Source organism: Neorhizobium sp. BETTINA12A (assembly GCF_023006485.1).
Classification (GTDB): Bacteria; Pseudomonadota; Alphaproteobacteria; order Rhizobiales; family Rhizobiaceae; genus Neorhizobium.
Genome location: NZ_JALBGW010000040.1, coordinates 1 through 17871, shown reverse-complemented (window position 1 = coordinate 17871; position 17871 = coordinate 1). Strand labels below are relative to the sequence as shown.

16 protein-coding genes, 3 tRNA genes and 1 pseudogene are annotated in these 17871 nt (G+C 59.3%); 7 read left to right on the top strand and 13 right to left on the bottom strand.

The window, feature by feature from the left end:
• Positions 1-45: 45 nt before the first annotated feature.
• The 5 genes and pseudogenes from MOV61_RS12995 to MOV61_RS30580 all read right to left on the bottom strand — a co-directional run.
• Positions 46-1506 carry a methyl-accepting chemotaxis protein gene (locus tag MOV61_RS12995; protein ID WP_247136855.1) on the bottom strand — a complete coding sequence of 487 codons (1461 nt, stop codon included), beginning with the start codon at positions 1504-1506 and terminating at the stop codon, positions 46-48.
• 74 nt (positions 1507-1580) lie between these two features.
• Positions 1581-3899, bottom strand: a complete 2319-nt coding sequence (locus MOV61_RS12990) for a DEAD/DEAH box helicase (RefSeq protein WP_247136854.1) — start codon at positions 3897-3899, stop codon at positions 1581-1583.
• Positions 3871-5193 (bottom strand): ATP-binding protein, encoded by a 1323-nt coding sequence (locus MOV61_RS12985; RefSeq protein ID WP_247136853.1) that lies wholly within the window; start codon positions 5191-5193, stop codon positions 3871-3873. The genes MOV61_RS12990 and MOV61_RS12985 overlap by 29 nt, the downstream gene beginning before the upstream one ends.
• Positions 5190-7850 (bottom strand): TerB N-terminal domain-containing protein, encoded by a 2661-nt coding sequence (locus MOV61_RS12980; RefSeq protein ID WP_247136852.1) that lies wholly within the window; start codon positions 7848-7850, stop codon positions 5190-5192. Before MOV61_RS12980 ends, MOV61_RS12985 begins: the two co-directional genes overlap by 4 nt.
• Positions 7851-7988: 138 nt before the next feature.
• A pseudogene (locus tag MOV61_RS30580) lies at positions 7989-8150 on the bottom strand (peptidoglycan-binding domain-containing protein); the annotation flags it as partial.
• Between the two features lie 742 nt (positions 8151-8892).
• Between MOV61_RS30580 and MOV61_RS12975 the strand changes: the two are divergent.
• Entirely contained in the window at positions 8893-9840 is a 948-nt protein-coding gene (locus tag MOV61_RS12975) for a hypothetical protein (protein ID WP_247136851.1), read from the top strand.
• Between the two features lie 278 nt (positions 9841-10118).
• A complete protein-coding gene (locus tag MOV61_RS12970) occupies positions 10119-10706 on the top strand; it encodes a hypothetical protein (RefSeq protein WP_247136850.1) in 588 nt (195 codons plus the stop codon).
• Between the two features lie 27 nt (positions 10707-10733).
• Here the strand turns inward: MOV61_RS12970 and MOV61_RS12965 are convergent, their stop codons facing one another.
• Positions 10734-10877 carry a hypothetical protein gene (locus MOV61_RS12965; protein ID WP_247136849.1) on the bottom strand — a complete coding sequence of 48 codons (144 nt, stop codon included), beginning with the start codon at positions 10875-10877 and terminating at the stop codon, positions 10734-10736.
• Positions 10874-11185 carry a hypothetical protein gene (locus tag MOV61_RS12960; RefSeq protein ID WP_247136848.1) on the bottom strand — a complete coding sequence of 104 codons (312 nt, stop codon included), beginning with the start codon at positions 11183-11185 and terminating at the stop codon, positions 10874-10876. Before MOV61_RS12960 ends, MOV61_RS12965 begins: the two co-directional genes overlap by 4 nt.
• Positions 11186-11488: 303 nt before the next feature.
• On the opposite strand from MOV61_RS12960, the gene MOV61_RS12955 reads away from it, so the two are divergent.
• Complete coding sequence (locus MOV61_RS12955; protein ID WP_247136847.1) at positions 11489-11647, top strand: hypothetical protein; 159 nt, start codon at positions 11489-11491, stop codon at positions 11645-11647.
• A 473-nt stretch (positions 11648-12120) separates the two neighbouring features.
• On the opposite strand, the gene MOV61_RS12950 is transcribed toward MOV61_RS12955, so the two are convergent.
• From MOV61_RS12950 to MOV61_RS12940, 3 genes are all read right to left on the bottom strand, one after another.
• Positions 12121-12197 (bottom strand) — tRNA-Pro (locus MOV61_RS12950).
• Between the two features lie 90 nt (positions 12198-12287).
• Positions 12288-12767: a DUF192 domain-containing protein gene (locus MOV61_RS12945; RefSeq protein ID WP_247136846.1), complete on the bottom strand. Its 480-nt coding sequence runs from the start codon at positions 12765-12767 to the stop codon at positions 12288-12290.
• Entirely contained in the window at positions 12767-13345 is a 579-nt protein-coding gene (locus MOV61_RS12940; protein ID WP_037084473.1) for a cold-shock protein, read from the bottom strand. Before MOV61_RS12940 ends, MOV61_RS12945 begins: the two co-directional genes overlap by 1 nt.
• Positions 13346-13569: 224 nt before the next feature.
• On the opposite strand from MOV61_RS12940, the gene gloA reads away from it, so the two are divergent.
• The 4 genes from gloA to MOV61_RS12920 all read left to right on the top strand — a co-directional run bounded on the left by gloA (position 13570) and on the right by MOV61_RS12920 (position 15164).
• The gene (gloA, locus tag MOV61_RS12935) at positions 13570-14010 is read left to right on the top strand and encodes a lactoylglutathione lyase (protein WP_247136845.1); all 441 of its coding nucleotides are present in this window, start codon (positions 13570-13572) and stop codon (positions 14008-14010) included.
• A 220-nt stretch (positions 14011-14230) separates the two neighbouring features.
• The gene (locus tag MOV61_RS12930; protein WP_247136844.1) at positions 14231-14734 is read left to right on the top strand and encodes a hypothetical protein; all 504 of its coding nucleotides are present in this window, start codon (positions 14231-14233) and stop codon (positions 14732-14734) included.
• A 121-nt stretch (positions 14735-14855) separates the two neighbouring features.
• Positions 14856-14930: transfer RNA gene (locus MOV61_RS12925), tRNA-Glu, on the top strand.
• 159 nt (positions 14931-15089) lie between these two features.
• Positions 15090-15164 (top strand) — tRNA-Glu (locus tag MOV61_RS12920).
• Positions 15165-15213: 49 nt separating this feature from the next.
• On the opposite strand, the gene recJ is transcribed toward MOV61_RS12920, so the two are convergent.
• From recJ to MOV61_RS12905, 3 genes are all read right to left on the bottom strand, one after another.
• Entirely contained in the window at positions 15214-17046 is a 1833-nt protein-coding gene (gene recJ / locus MOV61_RS12915) for a single-stranded-DNA-specific exonuclease RecJ (RefSeq protein WP_247136843.1), read from the bottom strand.
• A gap of 88 nt (positions 17047-17134) precedes the next feature.
• Positions 17135-17341 carry a hypothetical protein gene (locus MOV61_RS12910; RefSeq protein ID WP_247136842.1) on the bottom strand — a complete coding sequence of 69 codons (207 nt, stop codon included), beginning with the start codon at positions 17339-17341 and terminating at the stop codon, positions 17135-17137.
• Between the two features lie 205 nt (positions 17342-17546).
• Positions 17547-17871, bottom strand: a 325-nt coding sequence (locus MOV61_RS12905; protein WP_247136841.1) for an ACT domain-containing protein, incomplete at its 5' end; no start/stop codon positions are given.

Genomic DNA, 17871 nt, shown 5'->3' with positions numbered 1-17871 from the left:
CCGACTCCTCTTCCTCCTCTGTCTTATGGGCGCGATTGGAGCCTCTCACGAAGTCGGCCTCTGGCTTTCAGGCTGAAATGCCTTCGCATTTTCGATGACCGCCTGCAGGGTCGCCAAGGCGTCCGCGTACTTCCCGTGGACCTGGTTCGAATGGTTCTCGACCTCACTAATCGAACGAGCGATCTCACCAGAGAATGAACAGAACGCCTTCTCCAACTGGCCATCATAGGAGGCGGCTCTGGCCTCAAACGTCTTTATCTGTTCCCTAATCGTATTGAGCGCGATCACGGCAACGTCTTTTTCGGAGGTGATTGCAGTTCGTGCCGCGTCGACCATCTCGGAACTCGCATTCGCGATCTGTCTGGTGGCCGAAGCCGTTTCCGATGCAGTCCTCGCCATTGGTGCGGCGGCATCGGCAAGCTCACTCCCAGCGTTCGAAAGCTTTTCCGAGACGACCTCAAGCCTCTGCGCAGCACCATCGAGACCGACGGCCGTCCGTTCGGCCGCCGTCGAGAACTTTGCAGCCGCCGAACTTATCTCGTTCGCCAGCCCCGCCAGCTTCGATGATGCCGATTCCAGGCGGTCGCTCGTTATAGTCATCGCCGCGACAAGCCCGTCAGACAACGAGGTGGCCAGCTTGCTCACCATCTGATCCACCTGGCTGGCGCTTGATCCGACTGCCTTCTGCAGGGGCTCCGATATCGCGGTAATAAGTTCGTCGTTGAGCCGTCTGGACTGGTCGCAGTGCTCGATAATCACGGCAAGCTGCTGCTCCGCGATGTCTTCGAGGCTAACAAACCGCATCCGACGCTCAATTTCGTGCGTCAACCTCCGGATCGCATGATCCAGAGAGCGGGTTACGAGGCGCAGCATGACGGTAAACATAATCGAGCATACCAGACCTGTCAGCGACATGATGAACTTGGCCGAAGCGACCGTCAGTAGCTGCGTCAGGGCCATCATGACATTGGCTTGGTCCCCACCAGCCTTGAGGCTTTCACCCGTCTCCTGGAGCGCGGCAATCAAGCCGAGGAATGTGGCCGCGAGTCCGATTGATACAAACAGCCCGGGCCAAAAGCGCCACCCCGCGACACCGAAACCCAAGTCTTCCAGATTGAAGAACACCGACGGGCGGATAGCGTTCTGGATAGTGCCGGTTTCAGATTTCGGCTCAAGCGTCGTTTCCTGAAACTCTTTCCAGGTCTCCGCGAGATGCTGCGCGTCACGTCCTTTCCAGGTCGCCATTTGCGCTGAGATCTCCCCGACATTTCTACGAAGTGCCTCCGCGTCCGGGTAACGCCGCACCAAACTGGTGGCGTCGATTATCAGCGTTCTGCGATGGAACACTGAGCGCAGAAATGCCAGCGCCAGCACTCCGAGCAAAATAACGAGTGAAAGGCTGAAAAGCCCCGGTGACTGGGGAAGCCGTAACAACGACGCGGCGGAAAGTACCGTGTCGCGTGTCGCGATCCCCCAGTGCACCAAGCTCGATGAAATACTGTCCAAAACCCCACCCCATCATTCCGTCAGGCACGTCGCCCTCACGACTCCCCTTAGTCGTAACAGCTCCCGATTTCATATTAAGTATCAGCTAAATCAACCGCCTGTCGCGTCTCATTACCGGAAACCCGTTCGAGCAATTCACGGGCAACAACTGGTAAGGACGCCACGTCCAGACGCTCCGTTAGCGTCACCCTCGTCATCAACTCCACGGACAGGTGGTGGTCGAATTTTGCGATGTTCGGCTTTGCGACGCGAGCCGCGATCGCCTCCCCGGTTGGTGCGTCTCCATCTACGAGTTCGCTAAGAAAAGTCTCCACACCGGGAAGTGCGATCTCCTGGATTTCTATAGAGTGGCCGAAACTGGCAGCTTCGAAGTTTCGAGCGAGAAACGCAAGCAGCAGCGTCTGCAGCTTCTTGGTTCCGACCCAGGGGAATATCAGCGCACCGTTCCCGTACGGGATGATCGAACGGGCATCAAGTTCCAACGCCTGGAAAGCCTGCCGGGCATCCGCCAGAAGGGTCACCGCTGCAGTATCCAGATATGGGTACGACGAGTTCGAGCCAAGAATTTTCCTCATAGTCGCAACGACATGGTCGTGCACCCCTCCGCCATCGCCCGCGAAATAGGGGGGCTTCCCTCCGCGTGTCGGCTTGACCGTAATGGTTCGGGTGACGTCATCGATCTCCAGAATCTTCCAACGCCGACCCGAGAAGATAATGGTCTCTCCAGGGGCGACCGGCGAGGAAACAGGATAGGTGCCGAGAACCCGAGCCTCATGGAGTATCCGATATTCCCGTTCTGTCGCGAAGACGGGATAGAACTCGTGAGATTCCGTTATCCGCTCCCCCATTTCACCGATCATCAGCAGCCCTTCGGGCGACTGCTCGATCAACCGGTTCTCCTGCGATGCCATGCATCTCAAGAGGTCGGCAAAGGTAGGACGGTCCACGGTTTTGAATGGCCCGCGCTCACAAAGAAGCTTCCAAGCGCCCGCCGCACGGATACCGCCTGTCTGGATGATGAGCGCAAGGATCTGGTGGATCAAGGTTGAGAGGTGGAGACCCCATTGAGCGGGCGGTTCGCACCACCCCTCCCTAAGGCATTCTATCATGGCAATTGACTGGATGAGATCGAGGTTCAAGCGATCAAGCGGATGGCCGCCTTTGTCCGGCGTCGGCTCGATTACGAATATTCTGAGAATAGCGGCCTTTCCTGCCCGACGGCCGGAGCGACCAAGCCGCTGCCTGATGGATGCGACCGAGTATCCCGGCCCAATCTGCCCGACGCTCGCTACATCTCCAATATCGATACCGAGTTCCAGTGTCGTCGTCGCGATCGCGGTCGTAGGACGGGGATCGTCGCGAAGCCGGAGTTCAACATCCTCCCGCTCAGATTTGGACAGGCTGCCGTGGTGCGGGAAGAACTCATTGGGGAGATGGGCATCCTCGCACATCCGCCTCAGTTTGTCCGCGTAGATTTCCACGTTCCGGCGCGAGCCTGCAAACAACAAATTGCTGTCACCACGCAGAAATCGGAACAGATCGGCGGACAAAGCCGCGGGAATCCCAAATTCGTCGTGTAGTTCTTCCGCCGGATCGGCATCACCCGCACCAGTGGCCGGAGCGCCGTCCTCGCCTTCGCCGTCCGCGAACTTGGCGGCTTCGGGCTCCTCGCCCTTCAAGTAGTAGCCACGGATCTGGAGTTTGACACCATTCCCCTCATCCAGGCCGTGAACCTGCTTCACTTTCTCGCCCTCGCCGGGCCTCAACGCCTCGGCGGCAAGTGCCATGTCGCCCAACGTTGCCGAAAGGCCAATCCTGTCGATCCGCTCCCTTCCAGTGGCGATTTCGATCCTGTTTAGGATGGACGTGAGCTGCACGCCCCTTTCGGATCCGATGAAAGCATGGAGTTCGTCAATGACAATGGCATCGAGAGCGGAGAACAGGAACTTTGCTTCCGATCCCCGTCGGACCAGCAAAGCCTCGAGCGATTCAGGCGTAATCAAAACGATTCCCGATGGCCGCCTCCGGGCACGCGCCTTCGCATCAGCGGAGACGTCGCCATGCCATTTGTTCAGCAATACGCCCGCGTTTTCGCAGAGGCTTTGCAAGCGGCGATACTGGTCATTGATTAGCGCTTTGAGGGGGCTCACATAAAGGACGGAGAAGCCATCCTGAGCTTGATCCCGGCTGGCAATTCTCGTGAGCAAAGGAAGCAATGCCGCCTCCGTTTTTCCAGCCGCGGTCTTCGCCGAAATGACGACATCCCCGCCCGACAGGATGGCAGGGATGCCCTTTTCCTGCACGTCCCTGAGTGACGGCCACTTCTGCTGCCAAATCCATTTGCGGACCGGCTCGCTCAGCAGTTCAAAGGCTGAGCGTTGCAAGTTCGTCATCCGGATCGTCACTATCGGCGGCAACGTCAAGGTCCGAGGAGCCCTGACGATCCTCGGCTATATCAACTTGACCAAGCAGGTCTTGCCATTTGGTGCCAGGGTTTTGATCCAGAATGGCTAGCAGGTCGACGAACGCTTTCACGGTATTTCGAGGCGTTCGGAAGTACGAGTCGCCGATCTTGTTGGAGCAATGGTCCATGAAAGCCGTCAAGGCATCGTCCGGCACCAGCCATTTCTCCTGAACCCCGCCAGCGAATACATCGCGAAGCCTCTCAAGCAAATGATACAGCTCTTCCGGTGTCAGGCTTGGCAAATTGACGACCGGCCCGGAATAATCCGCAAGTCCACTTCCGGCGAAACTGTTTTCCGCCAGACGCGACTGCAGGGCCTCGTACGAATAGAGACCTCTCCGGGTATCGAGCAGGAATTCCGGTGTCCCGCCAAGAACGAAACCGATACCCTCCGTGGTGCCTTGGAGAACATCGTTCAGGATGCGAAGGATTTGCTCGTAGTTCTGTTTACGTGCCTGCGAATTCTGGAGTTTGTACAAATTGACGAGTTCGTCGAGACATATAAGCAACCCGCCGAACCCAGCGATCCTGACGAATCTGGCCAGCAACCTCAGTCCGTCATAGAACGAGCTGTCGTCGATGATCGTCCGTACGCCGAGGTCCGCCTTGGCTTCGGTGCGTGTGCTGTACTCTCCACGCAACCACCTCAAGGCGTTATCCTGGAGCGTGGTGTTGCCGTCTTCATATCCACGTGCGTACGCCACGACGACAGTCGCAAAGTCATATCCAGCCACCATTTCCCGGATGTCGCCAAGCCCATCCTTGATAGCCTGCTCTACCGGAACACCGGACTTCGCTGCCCGCTCCGTTGCCTTCTGGATATAACTTTCCAGGATATTTCGTAGGGCACCGCCGTCGGGAGCCGTTCGTGTCGCCAAACTGCGCGCAAGCTCGGCGTATAGCGACCGGGCCTGGCCTCCAGTAGCGTGAATGCGGCGGTCTGGCGCGAGGTCGGCCTGGCAGACGGCGAGTTTGCTCTGAAGTGCGATCTGACGGACCAGAAAGAGAAAGAACGTCTTCCCCGCACCGTAAGAACCAATCACGAAGCGGATACTGGACCCGCCTTCCCCTATCCGCTCGATATCGCGGATCAGGGCCTCAATCTCTCGCTGCCTTCCGACCTGGACGTGCTGCAGCCCGAGTCGAGGAACGACCCCGGCCCTTAAGGCGCTGATTATCGTGTCACGATCCCGGGGTTTGATCGGCGATGCCTTGGTGTTCATGCGAATGCACTTTCTACGTTTTGTTCCGGCGTCGGGTTCGGCATTATTGGAGGCAGGAGGTAGCTGTTGATGACGAAGGGCCCGTCGCCCTCGATGAAGAGTTCATCGAAGCGGTCCATCGCCCATTCGTTGAGAGCATCCCGAGCGGCACCTGGCATCAGACCAGCGGTCCGGATTAAACTGTCGAAATCACTAACGGTCCAGGTTTCCTGCATACGAAGCTCAGTTACGAGCGAATGGTAGCGCTGTTGCAACCCATCGAACATCTCGTCACCAACCGGAATGACCTCTTCGAGGACGGGCGTCAGTTCCACCACCTCGGCCTCCTCAACGAAGATGTCGGCGAGCACGCTGGCAGTTGCCCGCGTTTCGTTACGGATCGCGTGGAGCCTGCTGAGGTCGATACGGGTTCCGGAAGGTTTCCTGGGCTCGGGAGGGATGGCCAGCCCAATTGGCCCCTCAGGAGCTTCTATAGCGAAGCTCGGCTCATCATCTTTTCGGGTGCTGCCGCCCTCATGCAGCAGTGTATACAGAGACTGTTGATCCAACCCCATCCGCTTGAACAAGCCTTCGAGAGCCTTAACCTCGGCCGCGTGTACGGTCCCGTCAGCCCCTGCTATCGCAACAAGCTCGGCGGCAAGCGCCCCTCTTGCCGATGGCGAGACATCCTTCAAGCGTTTTGACCACTCATTGAGCCTGGTTGGGTCGTCCTCGGTCAGCCGTACTTCGGCCGACAGACGAACTCGCTCATCGGCGGACAGGTTGTGTGATGCCTCGATCCGGGCAATCACCGACTGCTTTTCTGTCTGATCGAAGCTGCCATCAGCGTGGCCGACTACCATGCCCAACATGACCGAAAGTTGAACCGATCTGTACGCCTCGGAAGGGATTGGGATTTCACCGACTGCTCGCTCACTCTTGAAGACGACAACCTGGTCATCGGCCCCTGCCTGCCGCAACGCATAGGCTGGATCGGCCGTATTGCCGTATCCAAACGCCGAAAGGAGTTGCGACAGCTCTCTCAGTTTAGATTTTCCGACCGACGTACCCAGATCGACATCTACGATCTCAGCAAGATTCCGAACGCTGACCGCCTGCTGGTTCGAAGCAAGGTTGAAAATTCGATCCAGCGGCTTTCCGGGGATAGTATCGACGGCTTTCACTCGAAGGACCGGCGGAAGCTTCGAGACCGCTGACAGGGTCGTTTTTAGACCCGGAGACCGTCCGAGTGCACGGCTATACTCGTCGAGTTCATCAGAACATCTTTCGAATATCGTTCTCGCCGTCCCGATTGGCTCCGCGCGATCGGTTATATCGGGTACCGATCCATCGAGTGCGGCGACATCAACAGTGAATGAACCGCTGCAGGACCGATAAGTCGATTTCAGCGTTTTGAACCGACCGCCTCCGACCCGGATGCCGGTCGGGTGGAGAGTGCTCACCTGATCGACGAACATAGCTTCCAACAGCTCGGGCGCGCGTCGCGCGGGGGTGCGGACTCGGGTCTCTGGATGGGTTCTGGCATATCTTAGGAGCAGTTTGGGCTCGATAGGCTTCCCGTCACGAACCCTCAGGCCGAGCGCCATCTTGATTGAGTTTGGAACTTCAAACCCGTTCCCCTCCACATCCGGGATGGCGTCGACGTCCTGGGGTTTGGCTTTCAGCTCGTAGGCCGAGAGAAGCTCATGGGCATAACGGCTGAATGAGTTGTTGAAGCCATAGATATCGACGAGACGCCTTACCTCGCCGAGAACTTCGGCGGCGTCCGGCACATTGTCTTCCAGCATCAACCGGCGTTCGATGCCGTAAAAATACAGAAACACATAGCCAATATACGCCCCCGGATCTGACCGCGAACCCGCCAGCCACTCAAGGTAAGATCTACGGGCCTCTCCAGTTATCTGGGAGTAGGACGGCCAGTAACCCATCGTCGACCCGTGTGGGTCTCCCGCCTGCGACACGCTCAACTTAGGATTGATGAGGCAGTTCTCGTTTTCGTACGAAGCGCCTTGTTTGCTTAGCTTCGTTCCTGCGTAGACCATTCCGCCGGTTATCGTGATGCCGCCGACCGTCATAGTGGAGCCAGCGGGTACCCAGCCTGAATGGTTGTTGGAGACTGCCTGAACGTTTTCCGGGGCGCGACGAAAACTACCGAAAAGCGGGCGACCCGCCTGGGCAAGCTGCTTTGCATCTTCAGTCGTAACGGTCGACTGGAGTTGCGGTGACGTCGCCAAGTCCTGGCCGATCTCTAGCTGGTTAGTGTCGCGAACTTCCACCGAAACCTCGTCGTTTGTCGCCGCAAGATTGTTTGTCCTGACGAATTCCAGCACAGCGGCGTTATGAGCAGTCAGGGACTGTCGGAACGGTGGCTCCGGCGAGGCCAGTAACATCTCCGGGATTATGACGGAGTCGACAGCAGACTTCGGAATCGGTTTTAGCGATTGATATTCGGCCTCATCAACGATTTGGGTTTGTAACTGAGAGCGTTTCTTCCGCTTTCGGTAGGCAAAAGCCAATAAGCCCAGCCCCAGAACAACGACACCGACGGCAAGGCCGCCGCCTCCAGATGTTGTGGCGGGCTTCGGTGATGAATCGACCGACACCGGTGCCGCTCGGCTCGTTGGAGCCGCGCTCGGTTCCTGGGTATTCGTCGTCAACGCTGGGCGCTTGTCTTCGATTGTTGGAGGAGTTGACTGGGCCTGCGGTACAGCCGCCGGTCGCGGCGAATTATCGGCTTTCGGGACGACTGGCGCGGGCGACGGCGGTGTCGGAAATAGCTCCCGCGTTACCCGCTCATCGACTACACCGGTAACGGGTAGCCCACGAGATTGTTGAAACGACCTAAGAGCCGCGATTGACTTCTTCCCCCAGACACCGTCGACGGTGCCTGGTCCATACCCTTTCTCGAAAAGAGCCTGCTGGATATCGCGGACGGAACGACTCGCGCCTTGCGCCATGCTTGAGATCGGCTGTGATCCAGCAAGTAGCACGGTGGCGACAAACAGTATCAACCTGAATCTCAAGGCATCCTCACAGCATTATGCCGTCAACTATACACCGATAGGTTTCACCGCCAAGGCCATATGAGAATGAAACAGTTTTGCAGATGGATGCGAGTCCAGCAACCTGAAGCAGGTATAGGGGGAGCCGCGCATGGTGGCTCCGGGGACGCCCGTAACGCGGTCGGCAGGATGTTGCGCGTTTTTAAGTTTCACGCTCACTTCTCACCATCTCATGCTTTATCCCTTTGACAATGCAAACATTTATTTCTCGCGAACCTCTTTATGAGCTTGTCTGGATTACACCTGTCAAGTCGCCAGCGGCTGCACATAACCTATCGGACGTAGGTTTCGCCAAGACCTGTAAGCAGCACAATATACCCCTGCCTTCATCGTCGCGGGGGCTCACTTCTGGGCTGATGTAGGCAACATTCCAAGTGTATTGACCTTTGCTGCCACAAGCAGCCCGCCGAGTGTTCCTGATCGAGGGATGACCATTCTGTCGGACGCCCGCTCCCCTGTGTCAGAGGGCAATTCTGCCCAATAGGATCTATGATCGCGACTCAATAGTCGGCCCGACTCGGACTCGAGGAAGGGATTGAGATCCCCTCGTCTCGTCACGTGCCAACGCTGATATCACGGATAGAAGCCCTCGACGGATGTTGACGTCCGAGTGGGCTGGAAGAGCCTGGAGCCGACCATGACTTACCTGACATTCGACACCATCGCTCGCGTCGACGAAATCGTCACCGATGTCTTGGCGATGGATCTGATTCACAGTTCACCGGAATTCCTGGCCGCGATTCTCGCGATTGCTGGCGAACCCCTTGATGCTAGACCGGTGGCGATCCGACGCTCAGTTGCCGATACATCGTTGGGAGAAACGGACATCGAGATGGTGGTAGAGAGTTCCGGCGGACGGTCTGCAATCCTCATAGAGAACAAAGTCCGAGCGCCCCTGATGGACCGGCAGTTCGCCCGCTACCGTATGCGCGGTAAAGCAGGCATCCTGAACGGGCAGTGGCACCGCTTCAAAGTGGTTCTGATGTCGCCGCGGAATTACTATGAGGCGCTGGCTGCCGAGCATTTATCGCAGATAGACGCGAACCTGTCCTACGAGGTCATTCTCGATTTCCTCGCGGGCCGACCCGAGTTCGCCTTCAAGCGCCATGTCTTCGAAAGCGCGATTGCGGACTACAGGAAGGGGTATGTGAAGTCGCCAGACACCGCGATGATGGAGTTCTACCAGAACTACTGGGCGGTCGCCTCCTCCGAATTCCCACAACTGCGTCTGATCAAGCCGGATGTCGTCGGGAAGGACGGCAGCTGGATTTACTTCCCTCCTCTGTATGGCGGCAACAGCGTTCGCCTGATCCACAAGTTCAAGGGTATCGGCTGTGAGCTTGCTGTGGCCACCAGGAATGCGGAGCAGCTGGCCGAGACCTTAGGTCCATACCTGCAACCCGACATGATTGTCCGTCCGACGAAGTCTATGGCCTTCGTCAACGTGAAGACGCCTGCGATCAATCATATTCTCGATTTCGAAACGGTCAGAGGCAACGTTCTAACCAGCCTCCGAGCGCTCGAGCGTCTGCGAGAATTCGCCATGGATAAGCAAGTCAGGAAACTCATCATGGCCGCTTTGTAAGTCATCCGGTCGCCCCCCGGAAAACGGCAAGCCCAGCTAACCTCCGGTTGCTGGATATAATTCAAGGCGCTGATGGCAACGAAAATCACCATTGCCGACCGGTTTCCCCGCGACCAGGAATGACCCTGGTCGACAAAGTCGCCGTCAACAGATCGCCTCGCCAGAATCCTACCTATCCGGCCGTAATCGTCTTCTTTTCACGAAGGCTAGCTTCACCTTCCCGCAAAGGCGTTGCAGAAATTCGCGGTTTCTCTTCCGAGACAACAACGGAGACTTAAATGTTTGCTAGATTCTTTACGGCGCTTTCAAGGTTCTTGGCGTCGATTGGGAAAGACCTATTCAACTCGATCCCTGGAATCCTGAATTTCGGGGAGCAGGTAATCCGCTGGCCGTTCTCCGTCGCGTTCGGGAGCGGCGCTCCGAGGCCGCACTTCGAACCCCAGGTGACGAAGTCTGATGTCGTCGAGGACTTCCTTCACGCAAGACGCTCGGCGGCCGCTGTTCATACCCTCGATCGAGACGGCATCGACTCTGTCCTGAGGTTCTGCGCCACTCATCGCGAAGACCGGCCGACGACGCCGCTGCCTAAGAACCTCGATCCTGCCGTCCGTGTCGCGCTGCGGACCATGGACGACGACGCCCTGAGGGCGATAGCGACAGCTCCGATCGGCAAGGTGAGGAAGTTCATTGGCGGGGTGCCCCATGCAATCCAAGGCGTCCCGAAAATCATGAAGAACAATGCCGCTCCCGAGGCCGAGCAACTGCCGCCTCCGGGGATGACGGAGCATCAGAGGATACTCTGGAAAATCAAGGCTCAGATCGAGAAGGCCAACTCGAACGAACCGTTCCGAGCCGTCAAGCCGTAGCTGATAAGGCCGCCCACGGAGGCGGCCTTACTTTTTGGACGTCGTGTTGTCTATCACAAGCCTCGGACGCCGGATCAGCGCCAGCATCTCCGGGTGTCGCTCGGGATGCTCGTAGGCGAGGTCGCCGTATTCCCGCCGCAGGAGCTGCCATTCGCGCTCCGTCAAGGTCATTGAGCGCGCGCCATCAGAACGTCGATGACTTCCTGCTGCTGCAAGCACGCCTCACGGAGTTGGGCCGCTTCGGCTTCGAGTTCGGCGACCATTACGACCGCCTTGCGAGCCAGGTTTTCCATCTCGCGGGCATGAGCCGTCGCGTTCGAGAGAGCATCGCCGTAGCGGCGCGTGTAGACCGCGTCGTTCACGGCGTCGAGACCAGCCATTAGGCCTTGGAACGCCGACATTGCACCGCCAGCGATCATGGCCATACCCGCCATATTGCCCATTGCTACCGCGCCTGCCGGATTTCCGAAGTTCGCCATGTGCCTGCCTCCGTTGTCGTCGGCGGATAGGTATGCCGGGCTCCGTGGACTCCGGCAAGTCGACATCGCCGTTATCCCGATCGAAGCGTTAACGGCTCCAGAGGAACATGAGGACAAGGACGACGGGCATCGCACTTCACGGCGCTGCCCGAGGAGGAACTCAGGGCATGTTCCAGATAGCGGCCACGCCGCCTGACGACGGAAGCGTACCTGACAACTCATCTCTGGAGACAGTGCGGCCACTCGACGGCCCCGAAGCCGCCGCTGGTCAAACACCCTAGTCACCAGAAACTCGTCAGCCAGATGAAAGACGTCGTCGCTCTTTCTAAGCAGCCCCAACGTCGTTCGTTCAGCCGCTCCGAACTGAAGGATCCTGATCAGCAGATGATCCGCCGAATGATCCCGAGAGAGTGGTGTAAGTGGTTGATCATCCCGCCAGAGGTCAAAGCCTTCGACGAATGAGATGGTCGCTGAGACGCTACTTCGCGTCTCTGACCCATTTGCTTCCGAAGAGCACCCGGAGCACCGAAACGACTTTCTCGAACCGATGTTGGGCAGTCGTCTTCTCGGAACCTTCTCCTATCAAGGCCTCGACGAAGTGGGAGTACCTTGAGGCACGGGCCAATTCGGCCGTCACCTCATTCTGCGTGATGATCGCAGGAGTAGATGCGACCTGACCCGTCTTGCCGTTGGCGTTGCCGTTCTCGCCGGCGCGCTGCTCGGCGCGGCGTTGGTCTGACCGCAGAGTGTCGGAAGCGATCACGGATGAGGCGACAGCTCGGGTGGTACTAGGCCCTCTTCGGCGGGCTTTTTCATGCCGCCACCGCCACCGTTCAGAAGGTGCGGAAACCGTATCGGTGGCGGTTCTGGTGGCGGTAAATTATTGGGATTACTTTAGGCTTCGCTTGCAAGCCTTACCCCGCAGGGATTTCGAATGGTCGGAGTGGAGAGATTCGAACTCCCGACCCTCTGGTCCCAAACCAGATGCGCTACCAGGCTGCGCTACACTCCGTTCCTACGGTGGTTGCGAGATACACGGTTCCCCCTTGTGTCGCAACTGCAAAATGGACCCTTGGCCATTCTGAAGCCAAGAGTTTGAAAATTACCACTGATTGCCGATGCGTTTGCTGATCACCTTGTCACCCACCTTGATCCCGAGCGCCTTCGAACGGCCGGCATTGAGCTCCAGCACGAATTTCACCGGACCGTGCGAATCGATGATGTCGCGCGCATAGGGCACGGCGTTCTCGCGGATATGCGAGATCGTGCCGTCGCCCCGGATGAACAGCATGTCGAGGGGAAGGATGGTGTTCTCCATCCACATGGAGACCGGCCGCGGCGTGCCGAAATCGAACAGCATGCCGGCATCCGGCGCCATCACCTTGCGGTACATCAGTCCGCGCTCGCGCTGCGCGTCGGTGAAAGCGAGTTCGATCGTGAACTTGTAGGTCTGGCCGGCGGCGGTCTTGATCGACAGCTCGTCGCGCGGGAAGGTCACGTCCTGCGCAACCGCACCGCCTGCCAAGATAAGAAAAAGCGCCGCAAGGGCGCTTTTGAGAAATGCTGGAAACGAGATACGCATCAGTGCGACCGGCTCACGGGATTTGGATTGTCGGGATGGATTTCCGCCGCCATCAGGCCCTTGTCACCCGGCCCGAAACGGACCAGCACGACCTGGCCGGGGCGCAGCTCGGTGAGGCCGAAGCGGCGCAGCGTTTCCATATGCACGAAGATGTCTTCCGTCCCCTCGCCGCGCGTCAGGAAGCCGAAACCCTTGGTGCGGTTGAACCACTTCACCAGAGCCCGTTCCAGACCGCTGGTCGCAGTCACCTGCACGTGAGTGCGCACCGGTGGAAGATCCGACGGGTGGACGGCGGTGGACTGGTCCATGGAGAGGATGCGGAAGGCCTGGTAGCCGCGATCCCGCTTCTGGATCATCGCGACGATGCGCGTGCCCTCCAGAATGGTCTGGTATCCGTCGCGGCGAAGGCAGGTGACGTGCAGAAGCACATCCTGCATGCCGTTATCGGGAACGATGAAGCCGAACCCCTTCGCCACATCGAACCATTTGACGACGCCGGTGATTTCGATCAGCTCGACCGGCTCGCCCGGAAGCTCTTCGAAACTGCCAACGTCTTTCGATGACATTCTGTCTGCCATATCCTGTCGGCCCCTCGATTACGCGTTACGACGTGACGATCAACTGATTCTCAGAGGATAGATTAACATCTTGCTAACCATTTAGCGCAAGTCCCTGCCTTGGCTTTATCCACCTTCATCTCTATCTAGAGTGGCTTGCTCGAGGCTGGCGTCTGCGCCATATCCAACGCGCACCCACATAAGGGGTTCATCGGCGATTGGCCTTGTCGGAGGGAGACACCATAATGCGTTATCTTCATACCATGGTCCGGGTGAAAGACCTGGACGCCTCGCTTCATTTCTACACGACGGTCTTCGGCCTCAAGGAAGTTCGTCGCAGCGACAACGAGAAGGGCCGCTTCACGCTGGTCTTTCTTGCGGCCCCCGACGATCTCAGCGACGCCAAGGAAGTTCTCGCTCCCTGCGTCGAGCTGACCTACAATTGGGACACCGAGGATTATACCGGCGGTCGCAACTTCGGTCACCTCGCCTATGAGGTCGATAACATCTACGATTTCTGCCAGCATCTTTCGGACAACGGCATCATCATCAATCGTCCGCCGCGCGAAGGCCGGATGGCTTTTATCCGCTCGCCGGACGGCATTTCGATCGAACTCCTTCAGAAAGGCGACAACCTGCCTGTCGCCGAACCCTGGGCTTCTGCACCGAATATCGGCAGCTGGTAGGATTTTTCAACGCGGCGGCTTCTTTTTATGCAACCGCCGCGTTCCTTCCCCCAACCTTGCCCCAGGCTAACCTCGTCACGACCCGCCTGCCCCGGCCGGCTTGCCCATGCCGCGCTTCCGCGAGATGTTCTCAAGATGATGATTCGCGACATGACGTGCGCGAGACGAGCTGACGGGGCACATCTTGCCGAAAACGCCTTTCCTTTGTTCGAATGTCCGCATGACGCTGGCGATCGCCTGCCTTTCTGCGTTGATGCTTGGCGGCTGCACCACCACGAAAAAGACGGCTGACGCCACGACGCCCGCGCCGCGCACCACGGTACCGGCGAGCGCCAAGGGTATCCTTGCCAAGGGCGGCACCACCGCCGCTAGCCGTTATGTCGATCCGGCGATTGCCAAGGGCTCGGCGCAGCAGGCCCAGACACCGGCGGCGTCTGCCGTGCCCACTGCGGAAAATACGTTCCCGCCGGCGCCTGCACAGCCTCAGCAAGCCTCGATCGCCGGTCTTGCGACACAGCCGACCGGCGTGCGCGCCGATAGCGGCACGATCTTTTCATCAAACCCGCCGATGGCCGCTGCCGGACCATCCGGCGATGGTCCGGTTCCGGCCAACCTGCCGAGGCGGAATTTCAACGCCACCACCGCCAGTGTCTACAGCACGCCGCAGGCCACGCACGCTGCAGCCTGCGGGGCCGACGCCCAGGGCACTCCTTTAAGCTGCTGATTCAGCGCCTTTTTCGCGTGAGTAGGCCGCGGCAAAAAGGCCGTCATTTTTTTGTAAAAAAGATGGCTTTGACGCTTGCGGGAAAGAAATCCCCTCTCTATAAGAGCGCCACGAAGCGCAGGCGCCCTTCGTCTATCGGTTAGGACACCAGATTTTCATTCTGGGAAGAGGGGTTCGACTCCCCTAGGGCGTGCCACTTCCACCTCCCCAAGCTTTTGTTTTCATTTCCATATCCAGCTTTTGCACGTCGTTTGGCGGCGGCGCGATTTTTTGCGTTCGCAAGCGCCTGAAAATGCAATTTTGCGCTTGCGGGATAGAAATGCCCTGACTATAAGGGCGCCACCACGAAGCGCAGGCGCCCTTCGTCTATCGGTTAGGACACCAGATTTTCATTCTGGGAAGAGGGGTTCGACTCCCCTAGGGCGTGCCACTTCCTCTCTCCGCAAAAGCGGAATCCATTCCCCAAATAGACCCGCCTCTTACGGCGCCTTCACCGCGTCGAGCAGGCGAAGCTGCATGCGGCGCGTGCCCTGCCATTGGTCGGCGCTGAGGCAGCCGGCGGCGTGGATCTGCGCGCCCCGGGAATTGAGCAGCATATTGCCGAGCGGCGTTTCGGCGGCCCGGAAGGCTATCCCTTCGAGCCGGGAGCCGTCGGCCGCCTCCAGCGTCACCTTGATATGCGCGGTCCCGACTAGGCGGGCATCCTTCAGCCGGTGCGCGGGGATGGCAAAGACAGGCTGTGAATGGCCCGAACCATAAGGGCCGGCCTGTTCGAGCTGGTCGAAAAGTTCGAGCGTCGCACCGGAAGCCGAAAGCGCACCGTCGATCTTCAGCACATGATTGGCGACCAGCGCCGGCACGCCCTCGCCCGCCATCTCCTCGAAGAAGGCCCGCAGGCGGCCGAGATTGCTGCGCTCGACCGTCAGCCCCGCCGCCATGGCATGGCCGCCACCCTTGACGAGCAAACCTGAATCCACCGCCGCTCGGACCATGCGGCCCATGTCGAAACCGTTGATCGAGCGGCCGGACCCGGTGCCCCTGCCAGATGGATCGAAAGCGATCGCGAAGGCTGGCCGCTTGAATTTTTCCTTCAGCCGCGCCGCGATCAGCCCGACGATGCCGGGATGCCATTTGTCACGCGCCGTGACGATGACGTTTGCTCCCTCGCCGTTGCCGTATTCGGCCAGCACTTCGGCTTCCGCCTCGGCAAGCATGGCGGCCTCCATGGCTTGTCGCTCGCGGTTGAGTTCGTCCAGCCGAGCGGCAATCACCTCGGCCTCGATCGGGTCTTCCAGCGTCAGCAGTCGGCTGCCGAGTGCCGCATCGCCGATGCGTCCGCCGGCATTGATGCGCGGGCCGATCAGGAAACCGAAATGATAGGGCGTCACCGGGCCGCCAAGGCCTGCCTTACGGAACAGCGCCGAAAGCCCGGCATTGCCCATGTGGCGGGCCGCAAGCAGGCCCTTGACCACGTAGGCGCGATTGAGACCCTTCAGCGGCACCACGTCGCAGACGGTGGCCAGCGCGACGATGTCGAGCCAGGCGAGCAGATCGAGCGATCCGGCGCGCGGATCGCCAATTTGCCGCATGTGGCGCGCAGCGGCGACCAGTACCAGGAAGACAACGCCGGCGGCGCAGAGATGGCCCTGGCCCGAGAGGTCGTCCTCGCGGTTCGGGTTGACGAGCGCCAGGCATGGCGGCAGCTCGTGGCCGAGTTGGTGGTGGTCGATAACCACGACGTCGCAGCCCTCATCACGCGCCGCGGCAAGCGCGTCATGGCTGGTGGAGCCGCAATCGACGGTAACGATGAGGCTGGCGCCGTTGGCGATCAACTGACGGATCGCCGTCGGGTTGGGGCCGTAGCCTTCAAAGATGCGGTCGGGAATATAGATTTCCGCCTCGACGCCGAAATGGCGGAGGAACCGGTAGAGCAAGGCTGAAGAGGACGCGCCGTCGACGTCGTAATCGCCGAAGATCGCTACCTTCTCCTGCCGGGCGATCGCATCGGCGAGCCGCAGCACCGCCTTTTCGCAATCGGTGAGGGTGTAAGGATCCGGCATCAGCGAGCGGATGGTCGGGTCGAGGAAGGCGGGAGCATCGTCGAGCGTAACGCCACGGCCAGCGAGCACTCGCGCGACGAGATCGGGGATGCCGTGGATCTGGGCGATCGCCAAGGCCCGGTTCTGGGCCGCCTGATCGAGGCGCGACACCCAGCGCTGGTCGCCCGCGGAGCGTTCGACGCCGAGGAATGCGCGCGGGACGGGATCAACCGTTTCCGCCGTGGACGAAAGCGCGGAGAAAATTCTGGTCATGGAGCGCTTCTAGCGTATCGCGAGAGCAAGAGGAATCGATTTGACGGGATCACCGGGCGGATCGGGCTATCTTTCGGTAACCGGCCGATCACAGCATCGACCAGACGAATGCGGAGCCGCTGATACCTGCAGCCATCGCGAAGAATACCAGCAGGAAAGCGAAACTGCGCCGTCCTGCAAACTCGTCTCCGCCCGGCTGATCGTTGGCGTGGATGCGATGGGTGGGCGGCGAGCCATGTGGCTTGGGGCAGGCTCCACCGAGCCGCAGCCGGTATCCCTTGTTCCGCGTGTTCAAGTTTCGCGTCTTCACGGCCCGCGTATTCATGGCGATCGCGCAAGTGCCTCCTCGACGGTGATTGCCATTGGCAATTTACGTCCAGAGGCCTCCGAGCGGCCAGTCCGAGAGCCTTTGCGGCCTTTGTTTTCGAAGATGTTCCCGAAAGGTTCCGGGGTTACCCACAGGAAACAGCCGCATCCGCTTTTCGAAGCGGCCCGCTTTCTTAAAAAGCCTTGGGCCGCTCGATGCGAATCACCTGGGGCTCTCCGACGAGGTAGCTCTCGGCCTTGATGGCATCGACCGCCTTGCGGACCGAATCCTCGGTGGTCGCGTGGGTGACGAGGATGATCGTCTTCGGCGTGTCAGCCGCCGCATCCGGCTTGGATCGCTGCATGATCGATTCCAGCGAGATGCCGTTCTCCGCCATGCGGGCGGCGATGCTGGCAAAGACGCCGGTGCGGTCGGCGACCGTCAGGCGGATGAAATAGCCGCCCTCATGGCTCTGCATGCGGGCGCGCTTGTAGGGCGCAAGCGAGGCGGCCGGAGTG